Source organism: Neorhodopirellula pilleata, from assembly GCF_007859915.1.
Taxonomy (GTDB): domain Bacteria; phylum Planctomycetota; class Planctomycetia; order Pirellulales; family Pirellulaceae; genus Rhodopirellula; species Rhodopirellula pilleata.
This window is the reverse complement of record NZ_SJPM01000038.1, coordinates 1-20,935: the sequence shown is the minus strand read 5'-3', so window position 1 is coordinate 20,935 and position 20,935 is coordinate 1. Positions and strand designations below refer to the sequence as shown.

The 20,935-nt window shown below is 57.7% G+C and carries 11 protein-coding genes; 5 read left to right on the top strand and 6 right to left on the bottom strand.

Features of this window, described 5'->3' with window-relative positions:
* The first annotated feature begins 430 nt into the window (after positions 1 to 430).
* Positions 431 to 1,684 (top strand): prepilin peptidase, encoded by a 1,254-nt coding sequence (locus Pla100_RS29310; protein WP_231603782.1) that lies wholly within the window; start codon positions 431 to 433, stop codon positions 1,682 to 1,684.
* 105 nt (positions 1,685 to 1,789) lie between these two features.
* Here the strand turns inward: Pla100_RS29310 and Pla100_RS29305 are convergent, their stop codons facing one another.
* Positions 1,790 to 2,749, bottom strand: coding sequence for an alpha/beta hydrolase (locus Pla100_RS29305; protein WP_146582782.1), 960 nt, complete (start codon positions 2,747 to 2,749; stop codon positions 1,790 to 1,792).
* A gap of 183 nt (positions 2,750 to 2,932) precedes the next feature.
* Here Pla100_RS29305 and Pla100_RS29300 point away from each other — a divergent pair, with 183 nt between their 5' ends.
* Positions 2,933 to 3,253, top strand: coding sequence for a membrane or secreted protein (locus Pla100_RS29300; protein ID WP_231603781.1), 321 nt, complete (start codon positions 2,933 to 2,935; stop codon positions 3,251 to 3,253).
* A 294-nt stretch (positions 3,254 to 3,547) separates the two neighbouring features.
* Here Pla100_RS29300 and thrS read toward each other — a convergent pair whose 3' ends face one another.
* The 3 genes from thrS to Pla100_RS29285 all read right to left on the bottom strand — a co-directional run bounded on the left by thrS (position 3,548) and on the right by Pla100_RS29285 (position 12,900).
* Complete coding sequence (thrS, locus tag Pla100_RS29295) at positions 3,548 to 5,755, bottom strand: threonine--tRNA ligase (RefSeq protein ID WP_146582780.1); 2,208 nt, start codon at positions 5,753 to 5,755, stop codon at positions 3,548 to 3,550.
* 472 nt (positions 5,756 to 6,227) lie between these two features.
* Positions 6,228 to 10,706 carry a hypothetical protein gene (locus Pla100_RS29290; protein WP_197168336.1) on the bottom strand — a complete coding sequence of 1,493 codons (4,479 nt, stop codon included), beginning with the start codon at positions 10,704 to 10,706 and terminating at the stop codon, positions 6,228 to 6,230.
* A gap of 28 nt (positions 10,707 to 10,734) precedes the next feature.
* Positions 10,735 to 12,900, bottom strand: a complete 2,166-nt coding sequence (locus Pla100_RS29285; protein WP_231603780.1) for a hypothetical protein — start codon at positions 12,898 to 12,900, stop codon at positions 10,735 to 10,737.
* A gap of 451 nt (positions 12,901 to 13,351) precedes the next feature.
* Between Pla100_RS29285 and Pla100_RS29280 the strand changes: the two genes are divergently transcribed.
* Positions 13,352 to 15,931 carry a heme-binding protein gene (locus Pla100_RS29280; protein ID WP_146582778.1) on the top strand — a complete coding sequence of 860 codons (2,580 nt, stop codon included), beginning with the start codon at positions 13,352 to 13,354 and terminating at the stop codon, positions 15,929 to 15,931.
* 550 nt (positions 15,932 to 16,481) lie between these two features.
* On the opposite strand, the gene hemB is transcribed toward Pla100_RS29280, so the two are convergent.
* Both hemB and Pla100_RS29270 read right to left on the bottom strand, forming a co-directional pair.
* Positions 16,482 to 17,486: a porphobilinogen synthase gene (gene hemB, locus Pla100_RS29275; RefSeq protein ID WP_231603779.1), complete on the bottom strand. Its 1,005-nt coding sequence runs from the start codon at positions 17,484 to 17,486 to the stop codon at positions 16,482 to 16,484.
* A 46-nt stretch (positions 17,487 to 17,532) separates the two neighbouring features.
* Complete coding sequence (locus tag Pla100_RS29270) at positions 17,533 to 18,897, bottom strand: dipeptidase (protein WP_146582775.1); 1,365 nt, start codon at positions 18,895 to 18,897, stop codon at positions 17,533 to 17,535.
* A 216-nt stretch (positions 18,898 to 19,113) separates the two neighbouring features.
* On the opposite strand from Pla100_RS29270, the gene Pla100_RS29265 reads away from it, so the two are divergent.
* Together Pla100_RS29265 and mtaB are read left to right on the top strand one after the other, a co-directional pair.
* A complete protein-coding gene (locus Pla100_RS29265) occupies positions 19,114 to 19,482 on the top strand; it encodes an ATP-dependent Clp protease adaptor ClpS (RefSeq protein ID WP_231603778.1) in 369 nt (122 codons plus the stop codon).
* Positions 19,482 to 20,777 (top strand): tRNA (N(6)-L-threonylcarbamoyladenosine(37)-C(2))-methylthiotransferase MtaB, encoded by a 1,296-nt coding sequence (mtaB, locus tag Pla100_RS29260; protein ID WP_146582773.1) that lies wholly within the window; start codon positions 19,482 to 19,484, stop codon positions 20,775 to 20,777. Before Pla100_RS29265 ends, mtaB begins: the two co-directional genes overlap by 1 nt.
* The last annotated feature ends 158 nt before the right edge of the window (positions 20,778 to 20,935 follow it).

Sequence of the window (20,935 nt, the reverse complement as noted above, 5' to 3'; positions counted from 1 at the left end):
CAGCTTGCCACGTTTACCGGTGGCTACCTTGGCAAAGGTTTCGCGTTCTTCGTCTGTCAGCTTGATACGATAGAGCTTGCGGTTTGACATTCGACCGTCCGTGGTCTCGGGGGAAGAGGGGCTTAAAGACCTTTTTCTACCCGAAAACCAAGCTGCGATGGAATACTAGTGCTTCATCCACATTTGACTTTAGGGTGTCAGCAAAGTGGCTCGACGGTCCTCCGTCGAGAATCACGGTGGGGACCACCGTGCCACGTTTTAAGCCAACCCTCATTTTAAGGCCTCATGGGAACGACCAGAGGCGGAGGTAGTGGAGGTGGCCGCGAAGGTTTAGAATGACCTCTCTTATGCCTAGTTCCTCCTCGCCCGCGACCGCATGATGCTTGGAATTTTTGATGCTCCTGTCCAAGCGTGGTTGAATTCGCCTCCGATGATGACAACCATCATTCTCACGATCTTTGGTTTGGTCTGCGGCGCGATCGCTAATTTCGTGATCACGACGTTGTGCTGGGAACCGCGTCCGATTTCACCGTGGGTCAATTTGGCCGCTTGGCCGCTCGACGAAGATCGTCGCCGGACCGCTGATCAATTACCGCCACGATCGTTCCTTGATCGAGTTCCAGTCTTAGGCTGGATCAGGTTGCGTCGCGAAACTCCGCTGCACGGCCGCGGATTTTGGATTCGCCCGTTGTTGATCGAATTGACGTTGGCGTTCGGCTTCGTGTGGATGCACCAAGCGTATCTCGACGGGCAATTGTTGCCGAACAAAATCAATCCCGCCGCACTTGCCCAATGTCAGCCTTGGATGTCCTTGGTGTTTTTCTTTCACGCAATCTTGCTGGCGTTGATGGTGGCAGCCACCTTCATCGATTTTGACGAGCGAACGATCCCAGACGCGATCACCATTCCTGGAACGTTGTTCGCGCTGGTGATCGCGGCGTGCAGTCCTTTCGTGTTCCTTCCCGGCGAGTTATCAACAGGAATCGCACCGACAACCTTGCAACACCCGCTCGAGTTGACCCCCGGTTGGATGGGTGGTCGCGGCTTTGCTATTGGACTCGTGATTTGGACGACATGGTGCTTTGCATTGGCTGATCGCCGCGTGATCCTGCGTCGCGGATGGGCCAAGGCGGTTACCTATTTCCTCGCCCGTTTAGTCCGCCATCCGAGTTGGAAGGTCTTGATGGCGATTTGGTTGGCGGGGCTGATCGCGATTACGGGGGTTTACTGGATCGGCGGCGCGAATTGGCTCGGACTGATCACGTCGCTAGTCGGTTTGGCCACCGGAGGTGGGATCATTTGGGCGGTGCGATTGGTCGGCAGTTGGGCGATGCGGATGGAGGCGATGGGGTTCGGCGATGTGACACTGATGGCCATGGTCGGTGCTTTCGTCGGATGGCAGGCATCGATCATCGCTTTCTTCCTCGCACCGATTGCGGCGATCGTGATCGTGTTGGTGCGGTACGTGATCACCCGAGACCATCAAACACCGTTCGGTCCGTATTTGTGCGCCGGCACGGCGTTGACGGTGTATTTCTGGGACGATGTCTACAATCTGAACTTCCGAATCACGATCGCCCTCATGGGCGATATGCTCGTCTGGTTCAGTCTCGGGACACTCGGTGCCCTCGCCGCGCTGTTGTGGATCATGCGGCTCTTCAAAGAACGGTTTATCTACGATTAGTTGAAGCCGCGTTGACCTGTGTTCAGGCGCGCCTCATACAAGACCCCCACGAGCTCGTCTCTTGGGTGAATAAGGTTTGCAAGCTAGACATAAACTCGACGCCGGTCAGTTCGGGATCGGTGACGTCTCGTCGGGCGACTGCGGTGAAAGAAAGCCGATCGAAACGAGGAATCGATCAAGCTCACGAATCGTCTTTTCGTAGTTCTCGTTGTTGCCTCGCCCATGATTGAAGAACCCGTGCCCTTGCCCGTCGAAACCGATCAGCTCGCAACGATTACCCGACCCAACCATCGCGTCACGGAACGCTTCGGCGGTCCAGTATGGCACCGTATCATCGGCGCGGCCATGGAACAAAATCGTCGGCGGTGCGTTCTTGCCAACGTGATGAACCGGAGAGAGTTTTTTGGGGGACGTTCCCATTCGATCCTCCAGTCCATCGACCTTTTCTGGATCGAGCGGTGGTCGACCGTTGATGGCCGCCAACACGACCGCCGGATTAAACAACGCCATTGCATCGGGGCGACTGCTGACGGTTAGGTCTTCGCCGGGCTCTTCAAAACCTTCGATCACTCCCGTGCACGCGGCCACATGGCCTCCCGCCGAGCCGCCCCCCGCAGCGACCCGATTGACGTCAACGCCCAACCGATCGGCGTTCTTGCGAACCCATCGGACGGCCGATTTTCCGTCGGCGACACACTTGAGGGCCTTGGTCCCCTGTCGCCCCAAAACGCGGTAATCTGCGGTGATGGCCACCATTCCGCGAGACGAGAGATACCGGCAATGTTCGAGAAACTGGGATGGCGTTCCACTTTTCCAGCCTCCGCCGAAGAAGAACACGATTGCCGCCCGCCGATCATTCGGTTGGTGATCGGCAGGATAGAAAACGTAGGCATTCAACTGAACTGGATTGCCAGTAGCATCTTCAGTCGCTTTGTAAGTTTCGACCACCGCACCGGCTCCACCCATTTTTCGCTGCGTTTGCGGATCTTGTGCCTGGGAGAGCGTCGAACCGACCGCAACCAAAGCGATCAAGATTCGAACGGCAATACGCGGGGAAGAGATCATGCTCGGCTCCAAAGGCAGGTAAGGGGGCATTCGCCAACTCAAAGGATAATCCGGATGAACCACTCGGATAACCCGCAAGGCCGTTGTCTTCGCGATCGCTCCAGGTTTCATTGACTCGGAGGGGTGTTTTTCGTTACGGGTAACCATGGAGGTTTCCGATTTTCAGAGAAGCCTCCCCTCCCCATGAAACCATCAAAGGACGATCCCATGCACGGAATCCTCAAGACGTGCGCCGACCGCAGAACGCTCGTGATGCGGGGCGCTGGGATCGCCGTTTGTTTGACGTTAACCGTGGCCGCAACAGGATGTCGCGGCCGATCGCTGTTTCCGCCTGCCGGCACGATCAATCAACAACAAGCCAACGCAATCGTCCACGATCCGTATCCACTGGACGATATCGGCCCCTCTGACCTGGGGGCTCGTCCACCATCGTATCAGCAACCGGTCCCCGAACCGGTTCGCAACCGTTTGATTCCCGACGCGATGCCATGGCTCGGACGGTAGTTTCGGATCTCGAAATAGTTACATGACTAAAAAACGTAGCAAGAGCCTCGGAAAGCCGAGGGTCTTGAGCGAACGTTTCGTCCCATTCTTGCGTTCATAATACAAGCCGACGCGCAAGTTTTGAAGTTGCGATTTTGCCTGTGGCATTGGTTTATCGTAACCCGCTGCGTAAGCGAGGGATGAGCCAATATCAATTATCCCTCGCTTACTCAGCGGGTTACGAAAAAAGTGCAACTTCAAAACTCGCGCTTCGGGCTTATAAGGTTGAGGTTGGCCGCCTTTTCGTATAGACGCTCAATATTCGTGTGACGCGGTGCCGGATTCGGCTACCGAGACGCTTTGCATTTTCACCGCTTGGCGGACCTTGCGGCTGGCGACCTCTTCCTTAAGCTTCGCGATCGCTTCGGCAACCGGCATCGAACCGAGGTCGCCGTCGATGCGATCTCGCAGCGCCAAATGTCCCATTTCGGCCTCTTTGGGACCGACAACCGCCATGTAATTGACCAAGTCCAGTTGTGCGTTGCGGATCTTGGCTTGGACTTTGCCGTCGCTGGCGTCGACGGTGACCTTCAAGCCCGCCTCATCGAGTTGCTTCGCGACGGCGAAGGCATACTCTTGGGACTTATCGCTCAAAGGTAAAACGCGGACCTGTTCGGGTGACAACCACATCGGGAATGCACCGGCGAAGTGCTCGATCAACATACCGGTAAACCGTTCGAGCGAACCGAACGGAGCCCGGTGAATCATCACGGGTTGGTGCGTCGCGTTGTCAGCTCCCTTGTAATTGAGTTTGAATCGGGCCGGCAAGTTGTAGTCCAGTTGCACGGTCCCCAATTGCCACGACCGGCCGATGCAGTCGCGGACCATGAAGTCCGCCTTCGGGCCGTAGAACGCGGCTTCACCGGGTTCTTCATTGAACTCGAGTCCCGATTGTTGCAAGACGCCTCGCAAGGCCCCTTCGGCACGGTCCCAATTCTCTTCGCTGCCGACGTACTTGGAACTGTCGGGATCCCGCAGCGATAACTGCACCCGGTAATCGGTCAATCCGACCGATTCGAGTACGAACTTGGTCAGCTCGATCGTCGCGCGGAATTCTTGTTCGACTTGATCGGCGGTGCAGAAAATATGCGCGTCGTCTTGGGTCAGACCACGGACTCGCATCATGCCGTTGAGTTCGCCGGTTTGCTCGTGACGATAAACGGTCCCGAACTCGAATAACCTGAGTGGCAATTGGCGGTAAGAACGCGGTTGAGCAGCGAAGATTTGACAGTGGTGGGGGCAGTTCATCGGTTTGAGCAGATAACGCTCGTGGTTGACCTGCCAGGCGTGCAACACTTCCTGTTTCTTCTCCGGTGCGGAGGATGGTTTATAGTCGGGTAGTTGCACACCGAACACCTCGGCCGCCGCCATCAATTTGTCTTCGTCGTCGCTCGAGAGCGTCCCGGCTTGCAAACGGGTGCTCCACGCATCGAGCAAACCGCCCACCTCGGTACCGAACAGCGGTGCGAACTGACTGTCTCGATAGTAGGGGAAGTGGCCGCTCGTTTCGTATAGTTCGACACGACCGATGTGAGGGCTGTAAACCGGATCGTAACCTCGAGAGAGCAACTCACGTCGCAAGAAGTCTTCGAGCGTGACGCGGACGCGGGCCCCTTTGGGCAACCACAAGCATAAACCGGGGCCGACGTCCGGGTTGATCGCGAAGAGGCCGTGTTGTTTGCCCAAGACGCGGTGGTCGCGGCGTTTGGCTTCCTCGAGTTGTTCCAAGTAGGCGGCGAGTTCTTTTTTGTCAAAGAACGCGGTGCCGTAAAGCCGTTGAAGTTGCCTGCCCGACGCGTCGCCTTTCCAGTACGCACCGGCGACGGACAACAACTTAATCGCCTTGATCATGCCGGCGTGGGGGATGTGCGGCCCGCGACACAAATCGACGAATTCGCCTTGGCGGTAGAAACTGACGGTCGGTTGATCGCCCAAGCCAGTGTCGATGTGTTCGACTTTGAGGTCTTGGTCGAGGTCGTCGCACAGTTTGCGGGCTTCGTCACGATCAAGGATAAAACGCTCAAACGGTTCCTTGTCCTTGATGATATTCTTGATCTCGGCTTCGATTTTGGGAAAATCGTCTTCGCTAATTTTTTCTGGCAGATCGAAATCGTAATAGAAACCACCCGAGGTCGTTGGTCCGAACGCCAGCGACACGCCTTTGAAGACGCGCATGACCGCGCGGGCCATGACGTGGGCGGCGGAGTGACGCAGCACGTCGAGCGAAACGGTGTCGCGGGTGGTCAGGAGTTTCAAGTCCACGACGCCGTCTTCGGAAGCCAATTCACCGAGAGGACGGAAGGAATCGACGATTTTCTCGCCCACCTGCGCCGCGACGACTGACCGTGCCAGCCCCTCGCTGATGCCGAAGGCGACGTCCATCGGAGTCGCGTCGGCCGGGTGATTTTGGGTGGTACCGTCAGGTAAGCGAACGTCGACGTTTTGAACCGAAGCGGTGGACATGGAGAAAAACTGAGCAAACGAGAAAAGGGGAATGATTGATCGAACAGAGGTCGCATTCAGGATAGCGGTTCGGGGGTTGTTTAATAAACCCGAAATCCAGATTCAACAACTCGACAACTCGTTCCCAGGCTCCGGCCCTCTTTATACCCCACAAGTCCTCATGGATTGCTCCCCTGCCAGCTCGTCTGGCAGGAAGCCGAGGTTGGCAAGCTAGACACAAGCCGCAGTTTTCGCAACTTTCCGAGTTTAACTTGTGCTCGCCGCTTCACGCGGCGAGCACAAGTTAAACTCGGAAGGTTGGGAGGGCGTCGGTGTCTAGCTTGCAAACCTTATTCACCCACGAGACGAGCTCGTGGGGGTCAAAAAGATGTTTAGGATAAGGAGGGCTCCCGCCTGCCGGTTATTCTCAGGAGGCAGGAGCCTCCGAGACAGTGCGGTCCCAGGCGGGAGCCTGGGACCGAGTACTTAAGATTCAACGTTGGATGCGGAAGACGGACTCGTCCATCACGTCGTCGGTGACGAACCAAGGCGTTCCGTCGGCTCGCTTGTACATTTTGGCGGCTTCTTCCTTGCTCAACGGCCGCGCTCCGACGCGGCCGAAGACCGCGATTTGGTTGCCGCTCTCGTCGACCGCCCGGTCTCGGTCGATGCCGCGGCTGATCGCCAACGCGTGACCTTCCTTGGGCAACTTGAACGTCGCTACCAAAAACGGATTAGGCCGAGGGCTGAATCCGTCGTTGCCGGGCAATTCGGGGCTAGTCAATTGGACTACACGCAATCCGTTCTTGCCGTCGGCGACGTAAGCGAATTGGCTGACGTTGGTGATTCCCAATTGAACGTCGTGGGCGTCGTTGATGCATCCGTTGGCGTTGTAAATCTGATCCACGTGAGCCTCACGGGGCTTTTCAATGTCCAAGATCGCAAGGCCCTGTTTGCCGGCCGCAACATAAGCATAGGTGCGAGCAAGATAGATGCCATGAGCGTCGTGCAACGGGACTTCATGAACAACGTGCGGATGGGCCAGATCGGTCGTATCGATCACCTTGACGCCCTCTTTGTCGGTCACGAAGCCGTAGCGGAACTGGACCGCGACGGTGTGCGGATGGTCCAACTCGTCATGTCCGATCACATGCGTGACGACCGGACACGTCGGGTCGTCCAAATCGATCACTACCAAACCGGCCTTGCAGCAAACGTAAGCGTACGTCCCCACGATGTTGACCGATTCGGCTCCATCGAGCAGTCCGTCGGGATTGAAGGTTAGGGCTCGTTCCAAGAAGTTATTCAGCGGGTTGCCGTCGAGCAGCGTTCCGGCGCCGACCAAGATCAAGCCTTCTTCACGGTCGCTGACGAACAAGTACCCGTACATCGGATGCACTTTGGATTCTTCATTCATCGGATCTTGCACCCGCGTCGGATCGGGCGCGATCGTGGCGGGCGACGCGACACCGGTGGCAAACTTGGTTCGCACATAGAGTCGTTGGCCGAGCGGGCTGACGGGGGCGGTCGTGATCCGTTCGCTGAAGGCTTTGTCGTCAATGAACGCAATGTCGAACACTCGCAATCCACCCTCACCGCAAGCGGCATAAAGGTACTCGCCACGGTGTTGCAAATCGAGGATCTCGGGCTTTCGATATCTCAGCGAAATCGCTTCGAGGATGTCTCGCCCGGGGTGCTCGTGGCTGTGTTCGAGTTGCCGCTCGTGCTCGATGTGATGTTTATAGTTTTCCGGATAAGCCATCTTGTGCAACGAACTGCCGATGACGGCTTGGGGTTCCGTCGTTTCGGTGACGACGACGGCTTCGAATCCGTGTTCGCCGGCGGCGACGTAGCAGTACTTGCCGATGAAGTTGGTGTAGCCGGTTCCCTGCATCAACAATTGCGACATGATCGCGTTGTTGTTGTCTTCGTTGGAGATGTGGCAATCGGTGCAGCTCTTGGTTTCATAGACGCCGGAGCCACCGTGCGACATTTCGTTCTCCCAACCGGGACCACCGCGAACGGTGTGCGGCACGTTGGTGCTGAAGGCGATGCCGCTCATGCCGTCGCCGCTGATCGTTTGCTGTTGCGAGTAGATCGCTTCACGGTTGGCGTTGTAGCTTGTCACGTGAATCGCACAGCTACTACGTGCGGGACCGATCCGGTTGCCCGTCACGTTGCCGTCGCGGGCGAGCATAAACACGTCGTCGCGCAATGTTTGGAAATTGTAGCTCGTTCGGTTTCGAGTAACATCGCCAGCGTTGTGCAACTCGGGGGACTTGATGTTTGCCTTTTGCGGCAAGTGGCAGCCGAAACAACTCGGGTTCCACGAGCTATGGCAGGCTATGCAAGACATCTCCTTGTTGCTGTGGGCACACTGACTGAAGTCCTCCGGATCAGTGCCTCCCCAGGTCAATTGTCCGTCGACGTCGACGCGAACGCTTTTGGCCGCGTGGGAGCGTGGGTTGTAATCGGCGTGACCGGGGCGGACGGTATCGGCCGTTTGAGTGACTTCCCACCACAGGTCCGGTTCGACGGTGCTACGCTGAATCAATTTAGGCGGCTTGCCGGGCTCGCGTAGGATTTCAAATCGCGGCGTGTTGAACGTCGTCCGCAGGGCGAGCAGATTAGTGCCCTGGTCCGGTGCGGCCGGTCCGGTCGTTGCAATCCGGGGTGACTGTCCGCCGGCGATTTGTTCGTCCACCATGTCGACGAGCGATTTGTCAGCGGTTCCGTGACAATTGACGCATTTGATTTCGATGGCGGCGCGAACTTCGTTGTACAGCATCGTGTTGCCGTGACTGTCATTGTAATAGTGACAGTCGCTACAGTGCATGCCCTTTTCCATGTGGATATCCATCATGTGCACCGGAGCGTCGGGGCGGCACTTGCCATGCACTTTCTCGGCCTCGTCGCTGGGCTCGACGGCGGCCATCAACTTGGGCGTCGTGACTTCAGCGATCGGTTCGTTTTGCCAATCGAGCAATTTGCCTTGGCGGTCCTTTTTGAACACGGCGCGGTACACCCATCCGTGCCCGTGGAAGTCGGCAAACTGGGTGTGCCGCAGGTGTGGATTCAGGTCGGTGACATTGGCCAAGAACTCCGGGTCGCTCCAGTTGCCACGCGCGGCGGCTTCGTTGGGATTTGATTCGGTCGCTCGGATGTAGTCCTCTGCGGTCAGTTTCTTTTGATGTTTGGGGTACATCAATTCGCCGTCGGTTTCGTTGTCCCACCACATGTAACCGAGGTAACTGTTCAGAACGTTGGTGCCTGGGTGAATGTGGCACACCATGCAAACGCTCGTCGGCATTCGCAGTTCGAATTTATGTTGGATCGGATGGCCGCTGTGGTTCTTGTTGATGGTCGGGTCGACGTACTTGACCCATTCGTCTTTGGCGGCTGCAGCGGTTCCGCGATTACCGTATTTGGCGATGAACCCACTGGCCGTTTCGCTACGGTCGTTCGCATACAAGACGTGACACGCGCTGCAACCACTGCTGCGGTAATCGCCGGGGTGATCGTTGGTGCCCATGAAGTTGAGCGTCGGGTCGAGCAGTCGGGTCTTGGCCAAGCCGATGAAGACCGGGTCGGTGCGGTTTTCGGTTCCCATGCCACGGAGGCTGAGTCGTTCGCGGGGGCGACCGGGTTCTTCCAAACGCTCGGGAATGCCGATCTCGGGTCGGAAACGTCCGCCACGTTCGAAGATCCGCAAGACGTTGCCGGGCTGCGATACTTGATAAGGAAGCAGCGGTGTTAAACGCGGCAGGATGCCGTTGTAGCGAGTTTGTTCCGCGGTCGGCGTTGGCACCGTTTGCAAGATTTGCGGGGTTCCCTGCATCGAGTAGGACTCGCCGTAAGGGCTGTACTTCTTGTCAGTGCCGCCGTTGTTATACAGAGCGGCTCCCCACAACATGCAACCGTGGGTCATCATGCTCTTGCGAAGCTGCAAGACTTCGTTGGCGTGACATTGACCGCAGGCGATGTGCGCGACTCGCAAGTCACCGGGATTGACGAAGCGAACGAATTCGGGTGATTCGTGGTTGAGTAATGTGTAGCTGCGAACGGGATTGGCGCTGTTCTTCCAAGCCGGCCCGAATCGAGGATGCACGTGGGCGTGCTTGATGTCCAATGCGTCGGCGTTGCCGCCGTGACAGTCGGTGCAACCGATCTGGACCGAGTTCTCGGGATGCATGTTGCCGACATCGGTGTGGCAGGTGATGCAACCATGACTTTTGGCATGCGAGTCGGCGGCGGATTGAGTCGCCAGTCGCTCGAACCTCATGTTATGGGGAATCGGATAGGACGCGTTGTCCGCGATGCCCAAACGTCGCGCGAGATCCCAGGGGTCCGCTGACGGAACGACGCTCGGTTCATCCGCGCCGGTACCCGAAGCGCCTGGCGCTCCCGGCGTTGCCGCTGCCCAAGGCGTTTGAGCGGCTTGGGCGGGGCGACCGTGGTAGGTCCCGTGATACGAGCCGCCGGGTTGTGTCGGCCCCGTTGCCCGGGGCATCGGATGGGCTCCGTGTCCACCGGTTGCCGGCCGGTGCGTCATTGCCTGTTGGCCGGCAACCGCGTGCCCCGCCGCGATGGGGCGAGCCTGAGACGGCGCAGCGGCGGGTTGGTCGCTGAGTGAGAATTCGATGGCCCCGACGGGCGCGATTTGGCCCAAGGGTTGTGTCGGGCCGGTCGGCTCGGCATGCCCTGCGGTTTGAATCACGGGCGACTCAGAGCCAGCCTCGCTGGCGTTCATCTGATCAGGGTTGGGCTGCAAATTTGGCGGTTTCTTGGCCAACTCGAGGGCTTGGTAGAGCCGATTGAGCCCTTTGGTCGTTTTCGAAGGTGGCGATTGGGCCTGGGACGCCGGGTCTTTGATTGCGTTGGGATCGTCGGCGACCGCAGGCAGCGGCGACATCGACATAGCCCAGGCAAGCAGGATGAAAATCAGCCGCGTTCGCGTCGAGAATCCGTTCATCGCTTCTTACACGCCTTCCTGGCAAACGTCAGTATTCCAAAACCACCTCCAGGAATCCGGCGACGTGAGCATCGAGTTCACCATCGAGACGCTGGAAAAGGTCTCGGAAACCATCGCCACCAACCAGCGTCGATAAACCACCCAGGAGGACGACGTTGTTGTTTAGCAGGGGACGGTATTCAAGGCCAGAGCTAATATCGGTTCCGATGAAATTTCGTACCTCTCCGGTGAAAAGATACGTTTCCAAGGACGAAGTTTCGTCAAACCAAAGCCAATTGACGTTGTTGATCGTCTTGAGCCGAGGCGTTAGGTCAGCGTCCAGCCCTAAGTTAAAGAGGTGCAGACCAGGATTGACGAAATTGGTTTGGCCTTGGAACTTGTTGCTCCGCATGCTCGGCGTGAGGCTCAGCCGATTGGTCAACTCGACGCCGAACAATCTCACGTCTTGCCGACCCCAATAGCTGAACTCGGTGCCGGCGAAATTCGGGTTGGGCAAAATCGCGTCGAATCCGGTCGCCTTGTCATCGTTCGTGTCGGAGTCACCGCTGCTGTAGAGGTACGAGGTTCGGAATCGGACCCAGTCGCGGTCGTACGATAGCTCGATCGCGGCCATGTAAGCGCTGATGTCAACGCGTCTGCCGGCCAGCGGATTCAAATCATCGCGACCGAACGCATAGTAAAACGCCGTGCTGTAGTTGATCCGCTCGACGTGTCCGTTGGTGGCCCCACCAAAGTAATAGGCACGCACATCGTGCGGTTGAAACACGCCGACCGGATCGGGTCGCACCAGAAAATCATTGTCATTGAACTCCGTAGAGGCCCGGTCATGATTGGCGTGAAACGAGAGATTGGCGTTCAGCCCCGGAAACAGAAAGTCTTGCCGATAGTAATTGGCGATCCAGGTGTTCTGGTTGCGGTCTTCGTCGATCTGATTGAGCAGCGAGTTGATCGACTTTTCAGTTTGGTCAAACCACATCACGTTGAATTGATCTCGGTTGGCATTCCGGGTGCCGAACAATCGCACGCCGCGATTGATGTCCGCAAAAATGAAACCCCGAAAATCGCTGACAAAAGGCTGGCTGCCGACCCGCGCCGATACAAAGTCATAGTACGGACTCAGGTCGGCGAGCTTGGTTTCCAGGAACCATTCTTCGAGTTGGATGTCTTGGCGGAATCGGCTTTTGCCCGCCCGCACGTCCGGATTGACCACACCGAGCTCGTCGGCGGTGAGGTTGTTCATGTTGTAGATGGCGTTCAAGCGGATGCGCCAATCGTTCGGTTTGAACGCGGCATTGCCGTGGAACAAGTCGATCGCAAAGGAATTGAACGATGCGAACAAAAACTGATCCGGATCACCAAAGAATGCCGCCGCGCCCGGGTTTTGGGTCGCTTCGAATGGAGTCGTCGGGGTCGGCAATTGCCGGCCCTCGAACAGATTGAAGCTCTTTGCCGTTAATTTCAAAAACGTGTGCTGGCCCAGGACCGGGTAATCGCCCTTGAGAACGTTTTGGTTGTACGGATCCCACCAAACGCCTTTGACGCCCGGATAATCGTCGAGCATCGGATGCCCTTTACCGTAGCGATCGGAGTCTTCCAACCCCAAACGCCAACGGTCGTCGATCGGCACAAAATGGCTACTGGTTTGCGGTTCGCTCGGCTTGATGCCGCTGGGTCCGGAAAAGCCCCACGGGAGTCCGCCGTCGATTTCGAACATCGGATTGGTATGATCGAGCCCAGCTTCGACAGGTGGCAATGCGTTGATCGGCTCGAGCGGCGAACGCAAAACCGGCGGGCGAACATCCGTTAAAAGCTCACCCAGCGACGGGTGGGTTTCAGGCAGCGGAGGACTTGATAAGGATGAGCCGGCTTGGTCGGTCGACTCGTTCGCTTCCGGCCGCAGATCGCTTCGCAACCATTGCTCAAATGTCTTCATGCGAATCGGTTCGGCCGCCGGCGATTCAGTCGATTCTGGTGACGAACTAGGTGCCGGGTTGGACGATGACTCGGCCAATCGGGGTGCGTTGAGCAGACTGGGGAAATCGTCCTGGGCCGAAACGCTTGGTATCGCATTAGCGAGCATCGCGAGCGTGGCGAACAGGATCCCTCCCAACCACGCGGTCGGCTCATTGCTCGAACGTCCCGTCCGAGCGGGCACAGCGTGAGCGGCGTGATGCAGGGGGGCGATGGATGACAATGAAAATCCTTCCGATGATTCGCGTCAGCGAAACGGTTCAGATGGGGGGAGTTAAAGACCTCTGGATTGTTTTCGGATCGTGACCCCCAAGCGGATGAGGCGGACTTTGCCGGATGTCCGGATAATTCGGAAAACTCCGTCGCCACGAAGCCTCATGGGGCTCGCGGCGTTTTGATTTAACCGTAACCCGAAGCGTGAGCGAGGGATTCATCACCATTAAGTCCTTTGTATGTATCCCTCGCTCACGCTTCGGGTTTCGATGAGGACGAAATCAACAGCCCGCTCGCCAAATTCGCCAAAATACGGGGTTTGAAGCTGCCCTGACCGGGACTCTCGATTAGTTTGGTACTACCTCTCCCGATGGAAAGGCCGATCGGGGTGCCAATCCGAAGCTCGCGAAGTCTGCCTGTCCCCCCCCAGGCGATCCAGCTCCCTCCCAAACGCTCCTTCCATGAACTCGAAACGTCGCAAATTCTTGAAGACTCGGCCGACCGGGGCTCGCCGACGATTCACGCGGTCGCTTCGCTGCGAAAAACTTCAACCGCGTGAACTGCTCGCGGGCGACTTTTCGGCAACTTCGTCGCCGGAGCCCGAACCCTCGGTTTTCATGGATGTCAACGGCGATAATCTGGTGTCCGCCCGCGATGCATTGGCCGTGATCAATTATCTCAACGACGACCAATCGGAGCTGACCGACGCGGCGATCGCGGATCTGGACGTCAACGACGACGGCAACGTCACGGCCGTGGACGCGTTGCAAATCATCAACTACCTGAACCTGCCGACCGACACCGCCGATGCGTCCGCCGGCATGGGCGAAGACGTGTTCATGGTGACCAAGTCACCGACCATCCTCAGCGGTCAATTCGCCGCGACGTTCTCGGACAAGGAAGCCATGCTGCCGCTCGATGTGCCGGGCAACAAGGAATTGTCTCGACCTGATAACTTGCTCGAAGCCGCCGAAGTTCGGACTTTGTTGGAACGGGCGTCGGCCGCCACTCCAAGCAACGATGGCATCATTGCCGTGGTCGATCGTAACGGCAGAATCCTTGGCGTGCGGGTCGAAGATGGCGTCTCGGCAACCTTGAAAGCCGATCCAAAACAGCTCGCCTTTGCGATCGACGGGGCGGTCGCCAAAGCCCGAACGGCCGCTTTCTTTAGCAGCAACGCAGCCCCGTTGACCAGCCGCACGATTCGGTTCATCAGCCAATCGACCGTCACGCAGCGCGAAGTCGAATCGTCGCCAACCAACCCGGTATCGGAATTCCGTGGTCCTGGTTTTGTCGCTCCGATCGGGGTCGGCGGTCACTTCCCGCCGGAGATCCCGTTCACACCGCAGGTCGACTTGTTCGCGATCGAACATCAAAGCCGCGATAGCCAAACGCATCCGGGTCTCGATGGGATGAAAGGAAGCGGCGATGATTTCGAATTGCGAACGCGATTCAATGTCGATCCGCAACACGTTCCCAAAGCCGCCGAATCGTTTTTCAAGACATGGCCTGAAAGCTACGGCGAACAATCGGGATCCGATCCCAGCGCGATTCCACGCGGCATTGCCACGCTGCCCGGCGGCGTTCCGTTGTACAAACTAACGGGGGTGGCTTCGCCGGCGAGCGATTCGGTCAATTTGGCCGGTGGTATCGGTGTTTTCTATCCCGGCGAAGACGGCTTTGCGACCTTTGAACAAGGTTTCGAACGCGGCGTCGGACAAACCGAGCGCGAACGAACTAATGCGGACAAAGTGCTCGAAGCCGAATTCGCCGCACTGGTTGCCTCGGCTGGTGCAGGCATCACCAGCGGCATGTCGGGCTTCTCCCGAAACATCGACGACATCAATGCCCGCTTGCCGCCGCTGCCAGACTTCATTGCCCTGAGCGGCCGAATCGACTTGGTCGGCATCACGCTGGAAATCTACGGGCCGACGCCCAGTCGCGCCTTCCCGGTTCCGGGCATCGATCGATTGTTGCAATTCGGCCGTGGACTCGGCGGGGGCGTCACGAGCGGCATGCTGATGCCGCTCAACATGGGCGGAGATACATCACTTGCTGGGCAAGCGGTTGCCGAAGGATGGTTAGTCGCGCCACACGATTCGCCGACCGATCCCAACTTAAAGGCCGCCGACGTTCAACGGATCATCGACACGGGGGTCGCCGAAGCGAATCGGACCCGTGCGGCGATTCGATTGGATATTAACAACGGCTTCCGACCGGGTGCCAAGACCAGCATGGTGCTCTCCGTGGCCGATACCAACGGCGAAGTCTTGGGTCTGTTTCGAATGCCCGACGCAACGATTTTCTCGATCGACGTTGCCGTCGCCAAAGCCCGCAACACAGCTTACTACGCTGATGCCGGCGACTTGCAACCGGTCGACCGAGTCGACTTCAACGGTGACGGCGTTCGAGACGAAAGCACCGTCACCGGTTCGGTCAAGAATCCGAACGGCGATACGTTGCCTCTGGGCACGGCGTTGACCAATCGTTCGTTCCGCTTCCTTTCCGAGCCTCGGTTCCCGACCGGAACGGAATTGGAGCCAGGGGTGGAGGCCGGTTGTGCCGCGCGGCCGGACTTGTGCCTCGAGGTCGGACCGCTGAGCATGTTGCGACTCGACGGCATCAACCCAAAGACCGGCGAAAACTTGTTCGACACACCTTTGCCTTTTGAGGTCTACGCGTCGAAGGATCACGCTAGCGTCAAGGCGTTCGACGCATTCAACGTAATGCGAAACTTCCGAGACATCGGCGATGACGTCGTGCATGTTCAAGGCTCGATAGCCAAGGAAGAAAAAGAACGTCTCGCCAATCAAAACGGCGTCGTGTTCTTCCCCGGTAGCACGCCGCTGTATGCCGCCGACGGCGTGACATTGATCGGAGGTTTCGGGGTCAGCGGCGACGGAGTCGACCAAGACGATGTCGTCACGGCAGCCGGACAAGTCGGATTCGCTCCCGATCAATCGATCCGTGCCGATTCATTCACGATCGGTGGCATCCGCATCCCGTTCCAACACTTCAACCGAAACCCGTTCGCCGATTGAGGGCTGAAAGTAGGCTGGGTGGAGGAGGCTTTGCGACGAACACCCGGCAATTGCGGGCTGTTGATTTAGTCCTCATCGAAACCCGAAGCGTGAGCGAGGGATACATACAAAGGACTAAATGGTGATGAATCCCTCGCTAACGCTTCGGGTTACGATTAAATCAAAACGCCGCTTGCCTCGTTGCGATCGGTACAAACCCAAAGCCTATTGCCGGGTCTCCGCCGAAGCGGCTGCGACCCAGCCTACGTTGCGCCTGTACGGTTCCTGCGAAGCTGAAAGTAGGCTGGGTGGAGGAGGCTTTGCGACGAACACCCGGCGCTTGCGGGCTGTTGATTTAGTTCTCATCGAAACCCGAAGCGTGAGCGAGGGATACATACAAAGGACTAAATGGTGATAAATCCCTCGCTAACGCTTCGGGTTACGATTAAATCAACACGCCGCTTGCCTCGTTGCGATCGGTACAAACCCAAAGCCTATTGCCGGGTCTCCGCCGAAGCGGCTGCGACCCAGCCTACGTCGGGCTTGTGTGTTTGCGGCGTAGCCGCCAAATCTACCGCCCCAATAAACGGGCCGCGTCCGGGGCGAAATACGTCAGCACGCCGTCGGCTCCGGCCCGCTTGAAGGCCAGCAAACTTTCCATGATCACGGCATCGCCGCTCAGCCAACCGGCATCGACGGCACCGCGGATCATCGCGTACTCACCGCTGACCTGATAGGCGAACGTGGGAACGCCGAACGTTTGCTTGACCCGCGCGACGATGTCGAGGTAGGGCATCCCCGGTTTGACCATGACGCTGTCGGCCCCTTCGGCCAAATCCAGCGCGACTTCATGGATCGCTTCGTCACTTTGCGACGGGCTTTGTTGGTAAGTCTTCTTATCGGCAGCTCCGAGGTTGGCGGCCGATCCGACGGCGTCACGAAACGGGCCGTAAAACGCGCTGGCGTACTTGGCCGCGTAAGACATGATTTGCACGTCGCCGAAGTCCGCCTCGTCGAGTGCTCCGCGGATCACCCCGATGCGTCCGTCCATCATGTCGCTTGGTGCGATCACGTCGCAACCGGCGCGGGCTTGGACGATCGCTTGTTGTAGCAACACCGCGATCGTCTCGTCGTTGACGACGCGGCCGTCGCGAACCAATCCATCTTGGCCGTGGCTGCTGTAGGGGTCCAATGCCACGTCCAGGATCACGCCCAACTGATCACCAACGGCCCGCTTGATCTCTCGGGTTACCCGGCAAACCAAATTGTTTTCGTTGATCGCTTCAGCGGCATCATCGGATTTCAACTTTGGATCGGTCGCGGGAAATAATGCGATTGCGGGAATGCCCAAGTCCACCGCACGGCGGGCCGCGTCGACAATGTGATCGGTGCCCAAACGGCTAACGCCTGGCAAGCTTTTGATCGCTTCGGTACCGTGCCCGTCAAAAACGAACAGCGGCCAAATCAAGTCATCGACACTGAGCGAACATTCGCGAACTAAACGACGCGACCAATCATGGGCGCGGACGCGGCGCAAACGAGTGGCGGGGAACGGAGCGCGTGGAGGGTAGGACACGGTTACGAAGGATCCGAAAGAATGGGAAAGTGATCAAGCACAGCGATCAACCGAGTAATTGCCAGAGTGCGGCGGAAGCTTGAATGCCTCGATGAAAATCGTCGATCGAGAATTTTTCGTCGGGGCTGTGCGCGGCATCGTCGTTTTGACCCCAACCGAGTAACAAGACGTCGCACCGGAGAACTTCTTGGAACGTCGCGAGGATCGGAATCGAACCGCCTTCGCGGATCATCACCGGCGCGACCCCGAACGCCTGCTCGATCGCTTGTGAAGCGGCCTGAGCGAAGGGGCTGTTCGCGTCGGCCAACATCGCACCGGCACCATGATCGGGTTTCAATTCGAACGTCACTCCCGGCGGGCAATGTTTGGCAAGATGCGAGCGAGTTTGTTCGGTGATTTTGGCGGGGTCTTGGCCGGGAACCAGGCGGAAGCTGAATTTAGCGAGTGCCTTCGACGGCAACACCGTTTTGACCCCTTCGCCTTGGTGGCCTGAGGTGAGTCCGTTGATATCGAACGATGGTCGTGCCCAGCGTCGCTCGTCGGTCGTGTACCCCGTTTCGCCGGCGAGTTCTTTGGCACCGACGTTTTTAGCAAATTGTTGATCGTCGCTGCCCAGCGATTTCCAAGCGTCGCGTTCGACGTCTGGGATCGGCAATACGTCGTCGTAGAATCCTGCGACGGCGATCCGGCCGTCCGCGTCGACCATGCTCGACATCAGGTGGCACAACGCGATCGCCGGGTTGGCGACCGCGCCACCGAACGAGCCGCTGTGTAAATCCATTTTCGGACCTTGGACGAACAATTCGTAGGTCGCGATGCCGCGCAGCCCGCACGTGATCGCCGGTCGTCCGGGACCATACTGGCTCGAGTCGCTGACCACGACGACGTCGCAAGCCAACTGTTCCGCGAGCCGGGGCAGATGAGTTTCCAGATTTCCGCTGCCGACTTCCTCTTCGCCTTCGATCAAAAACTTGATCTGCAACGGCAATGAACCGCCGTTCTTGAGGGACTCACAGACCGCGAGCACGTGCGTGAGTACTTGGCCTTTGTCGTCGGTCGCCCCGCGGGCATAGATCTTGCCATCGCGGATCGTCGGTTCGAACGGCGGGTTCGTCCAAAGGTCTAACGGTTCAGGCGGTTGAACATCGTAGTGACCATAGACCAGAGCAATCTTGTGATTGTGCGCCGCTCCCTCACCGTCGCCGCAGCTTGGGGCGGGCGTTTCGGCATAGATCAACGGGAACCCGTCGGTCGGAATCAATTCCGTCTTCAGACCGGCCGATTGAAACTTTTCGAGCAACCACTGTGCCGCTCGGTGAACATCCTCACGCCGCCGCGAGTCACTGCTGATGCTGGGAATCTCGAGCCACTCGATCAGATCGGCGAGGTGGGAATCGGTTGTGTCGGTCATGTTGTATTCTGCCGGATCGGTGGCCGTTTCGGGTTAGGCAATTCGAACCGCCGCCGGCTAGCTTCCTTGCAAAAAATCAGCAATTCAGGACTAACAGGTGCAATCCGAACGCGCTACAATAACGACTCGTGGATTGAATGGAAGTCACCGGCTCATCCAATGTGCCGCCCGACGGGTCACACCGGTGACGGTTCAAGCAAGGAGTCTTATCGAAACATGTCTGACGAATCTAGTATGTTTGATGAAATGGTCACTGTCGCGGTTGCCGAACCCGAAACGCAAAAGCAACGCGACAACCGACAAAAGCCCAAGAAACAACCGCCCTATCACGTGATCCTGTGGGATGACGCTGACCACACGTACGAATACGTCGAATTGATGATGAAGCGGTTGTTCCGGATGCCGATCGAAAAGGCGTATCAAGTCGCCAAAGAAGTCGATGTCAGCGGCCGGGCGATCGTGATGACGACCACCATGGAATTGGCGGAACTCAAACGCGACCAAATTCACGCGTTCGGCAAAGACGAGTTGCTGCCTCGTTGCAAAGGCAGCATGTCCGCTACGATCGAACCCGCAGAAGGCTGATGCCCGCGAAGCTCCGCGTCCACACGCTCGGGTGCAAGGTCAACCAGTACGAAACGGAGCTGGTGCGACAGGGGCTCGCGACGATCGGATACGAAGACGCCGTCGACGACGAACCGGCTGACTTGTGTTTGGTCAACACGTGCACGGTGACCGACACCGGCGACGCCAAAAGCCGTCAAGTCATTCGCCGGATGGCCCGCGACAATCCTGACGCTCGGATCGTGGTGATGGGATGTTATGCGACGCGGGCACCCGATGAAGTGGCGAAACTTCCCGGCGTCGTCGAGGTGCTCGAGGATAAACGTGAACTCGGCGATCTGATGGGCCGGTTCGGTGTGATCGACGTCCCAACGGGCTTGCGCGGATTTGCCGGACGCAAACGCGCGTACGTGAAAGTCCAAGACGGATGTTTGCTCCGTTGCAGTTATTGCATCATCCCGATGGTCCGCCCGAAACTGGCAAGCCGACCGCTCGACGAGATCGTCGACGAAGTCCGCAGTCTCGTTGATGCCGGTCATCGTGAAGTCGTTCTCACCGGGATTCACCTCGGGCATTATGGCGTCGACTGGAATCGCAACCAACCGCGTGAGAACTGGACAAGGCTATCCCATCTCCTGCAACAATTGTCAGGGATCGAAGGTGATTTCCGCGTCCGCTTGAGTAGTATTGAGGCGACCGAAGTGACCCGTGAACTCATCGGCGTGATGGCCGATCACGGCGACCGGATCGTTCCACACCTTCACCTATGTTTGCAAAGCGGCAGCGACAGTGTCTTACGGCGGATGCGACGGCGCTGGAGTTCGAGGATGTTCTTGGATCGATGTCGTTTGCTGCGTGAATCCCTTTTCAACCCTGCGATAACCACGGACGTGATCGTCGGATTCCCCGGTGAAACCGATGGTGAATTCGAACAAACATTAAGAACTTGCCGGGATGCCGGTTTCTCGAAGATTCATGCGTTTTCCTACTCCAAACGCAAGGGCACACCGGCCGCTGAAATGCCCGGCCAAGTCAAAAAGTCGATTAAGGACGAGCGAGTCCGGCGTTTGCAATCACTCGAAATCGAATTGCGGCGACGGTATTACAAATCGCTCATCGGATCGGAGGCCGAAATACTGGTCGAGCAAGTGGATCATGAATTCGGAGAATTAAGCGGCATGACCGAACGCTATGCGACGGCTAAAATTGCGATCGATAAGGTGCGAGCCGTCCAAGCGAATGAACACCAGCTAATCAGGGCTAAGGTGGTCTCCGTCGACGAGGACTGGCTCCGCTTAGCATCGCGGGAACAATAACAGCCGCATTATAAAAGCGGCATAGGCTTCAAGCCTGGTATGTACCTAAGATAGCCAAAATCTATCCCTGGGGCAGTCTCAGTGCTCTCATTGAAGGAATCAGCTTCCGCCCTTCAATCGAGGAATTCTCTCATGGCAACCGCCACTCAAAAGCGAAA

Coding starts and splice junctions, on each gene's coding strand:
- mtaB (WP_146582773.1), top strand. CDS start 19,482: ATGCCCGCGAAGCTCCGCGTCCACACGCTCGGGTGCAAGGTCAACCAG.
- Pla100_RS29310 (WP_231603782.1), top strand. CDS start 431: ATGATGACAACCATCATTCTCACGATCTTTGGTTTGGTCTGCGGCGCG.
- Pla100_RS29300 (WP_231603781.1), top strand. CDS start 2,933: ATGAAACCATCAAAGGACGATCCCATGCACGGAATCCTCAAGACGTGC.
- Pla100_RS29305 (WP_146582782.1), bottom strand. CDS start 2,749: ATGATCTCTTCCCCGCGTATTGCCGTTCGAATCTTGATCGCTTTGGTT.
- Pla100_RS29290 (WP_197168336.1), bottom strand. CDS start 10,706: ATGAACGGATTCTCGACGCGAACGCGGCTGATTTTCATCCTGCTTGCC.
- thrS (WP_146582780.1), bottom strand. CDS start 5,755: ATGTCCACCGCTTCGGTTCAAAACGTCGACGTTCGCTTACCTGACGGT.
- Pla100_RS29265 (WP_231603778.1), top strand. CDS start 19,114: ATGTCTGACGAATCTAGTATGTTTGATGAAATGGTCACTGTCGCGGTT.
- Pla100_RS29280 (WP_146582778.1), top strand. CDS start 13,352: ATGAACTCGAAACGTCGCAAATTCTTGAAGACTCGGCCGACCGGGGCT.
- Pla100_RS29270 (WP_146582775.1), bottom strand. CDS start 18,897: ATGACCGACACAACCGATTCCCACCTCGCCGATCTGATCGAGTGGCTC.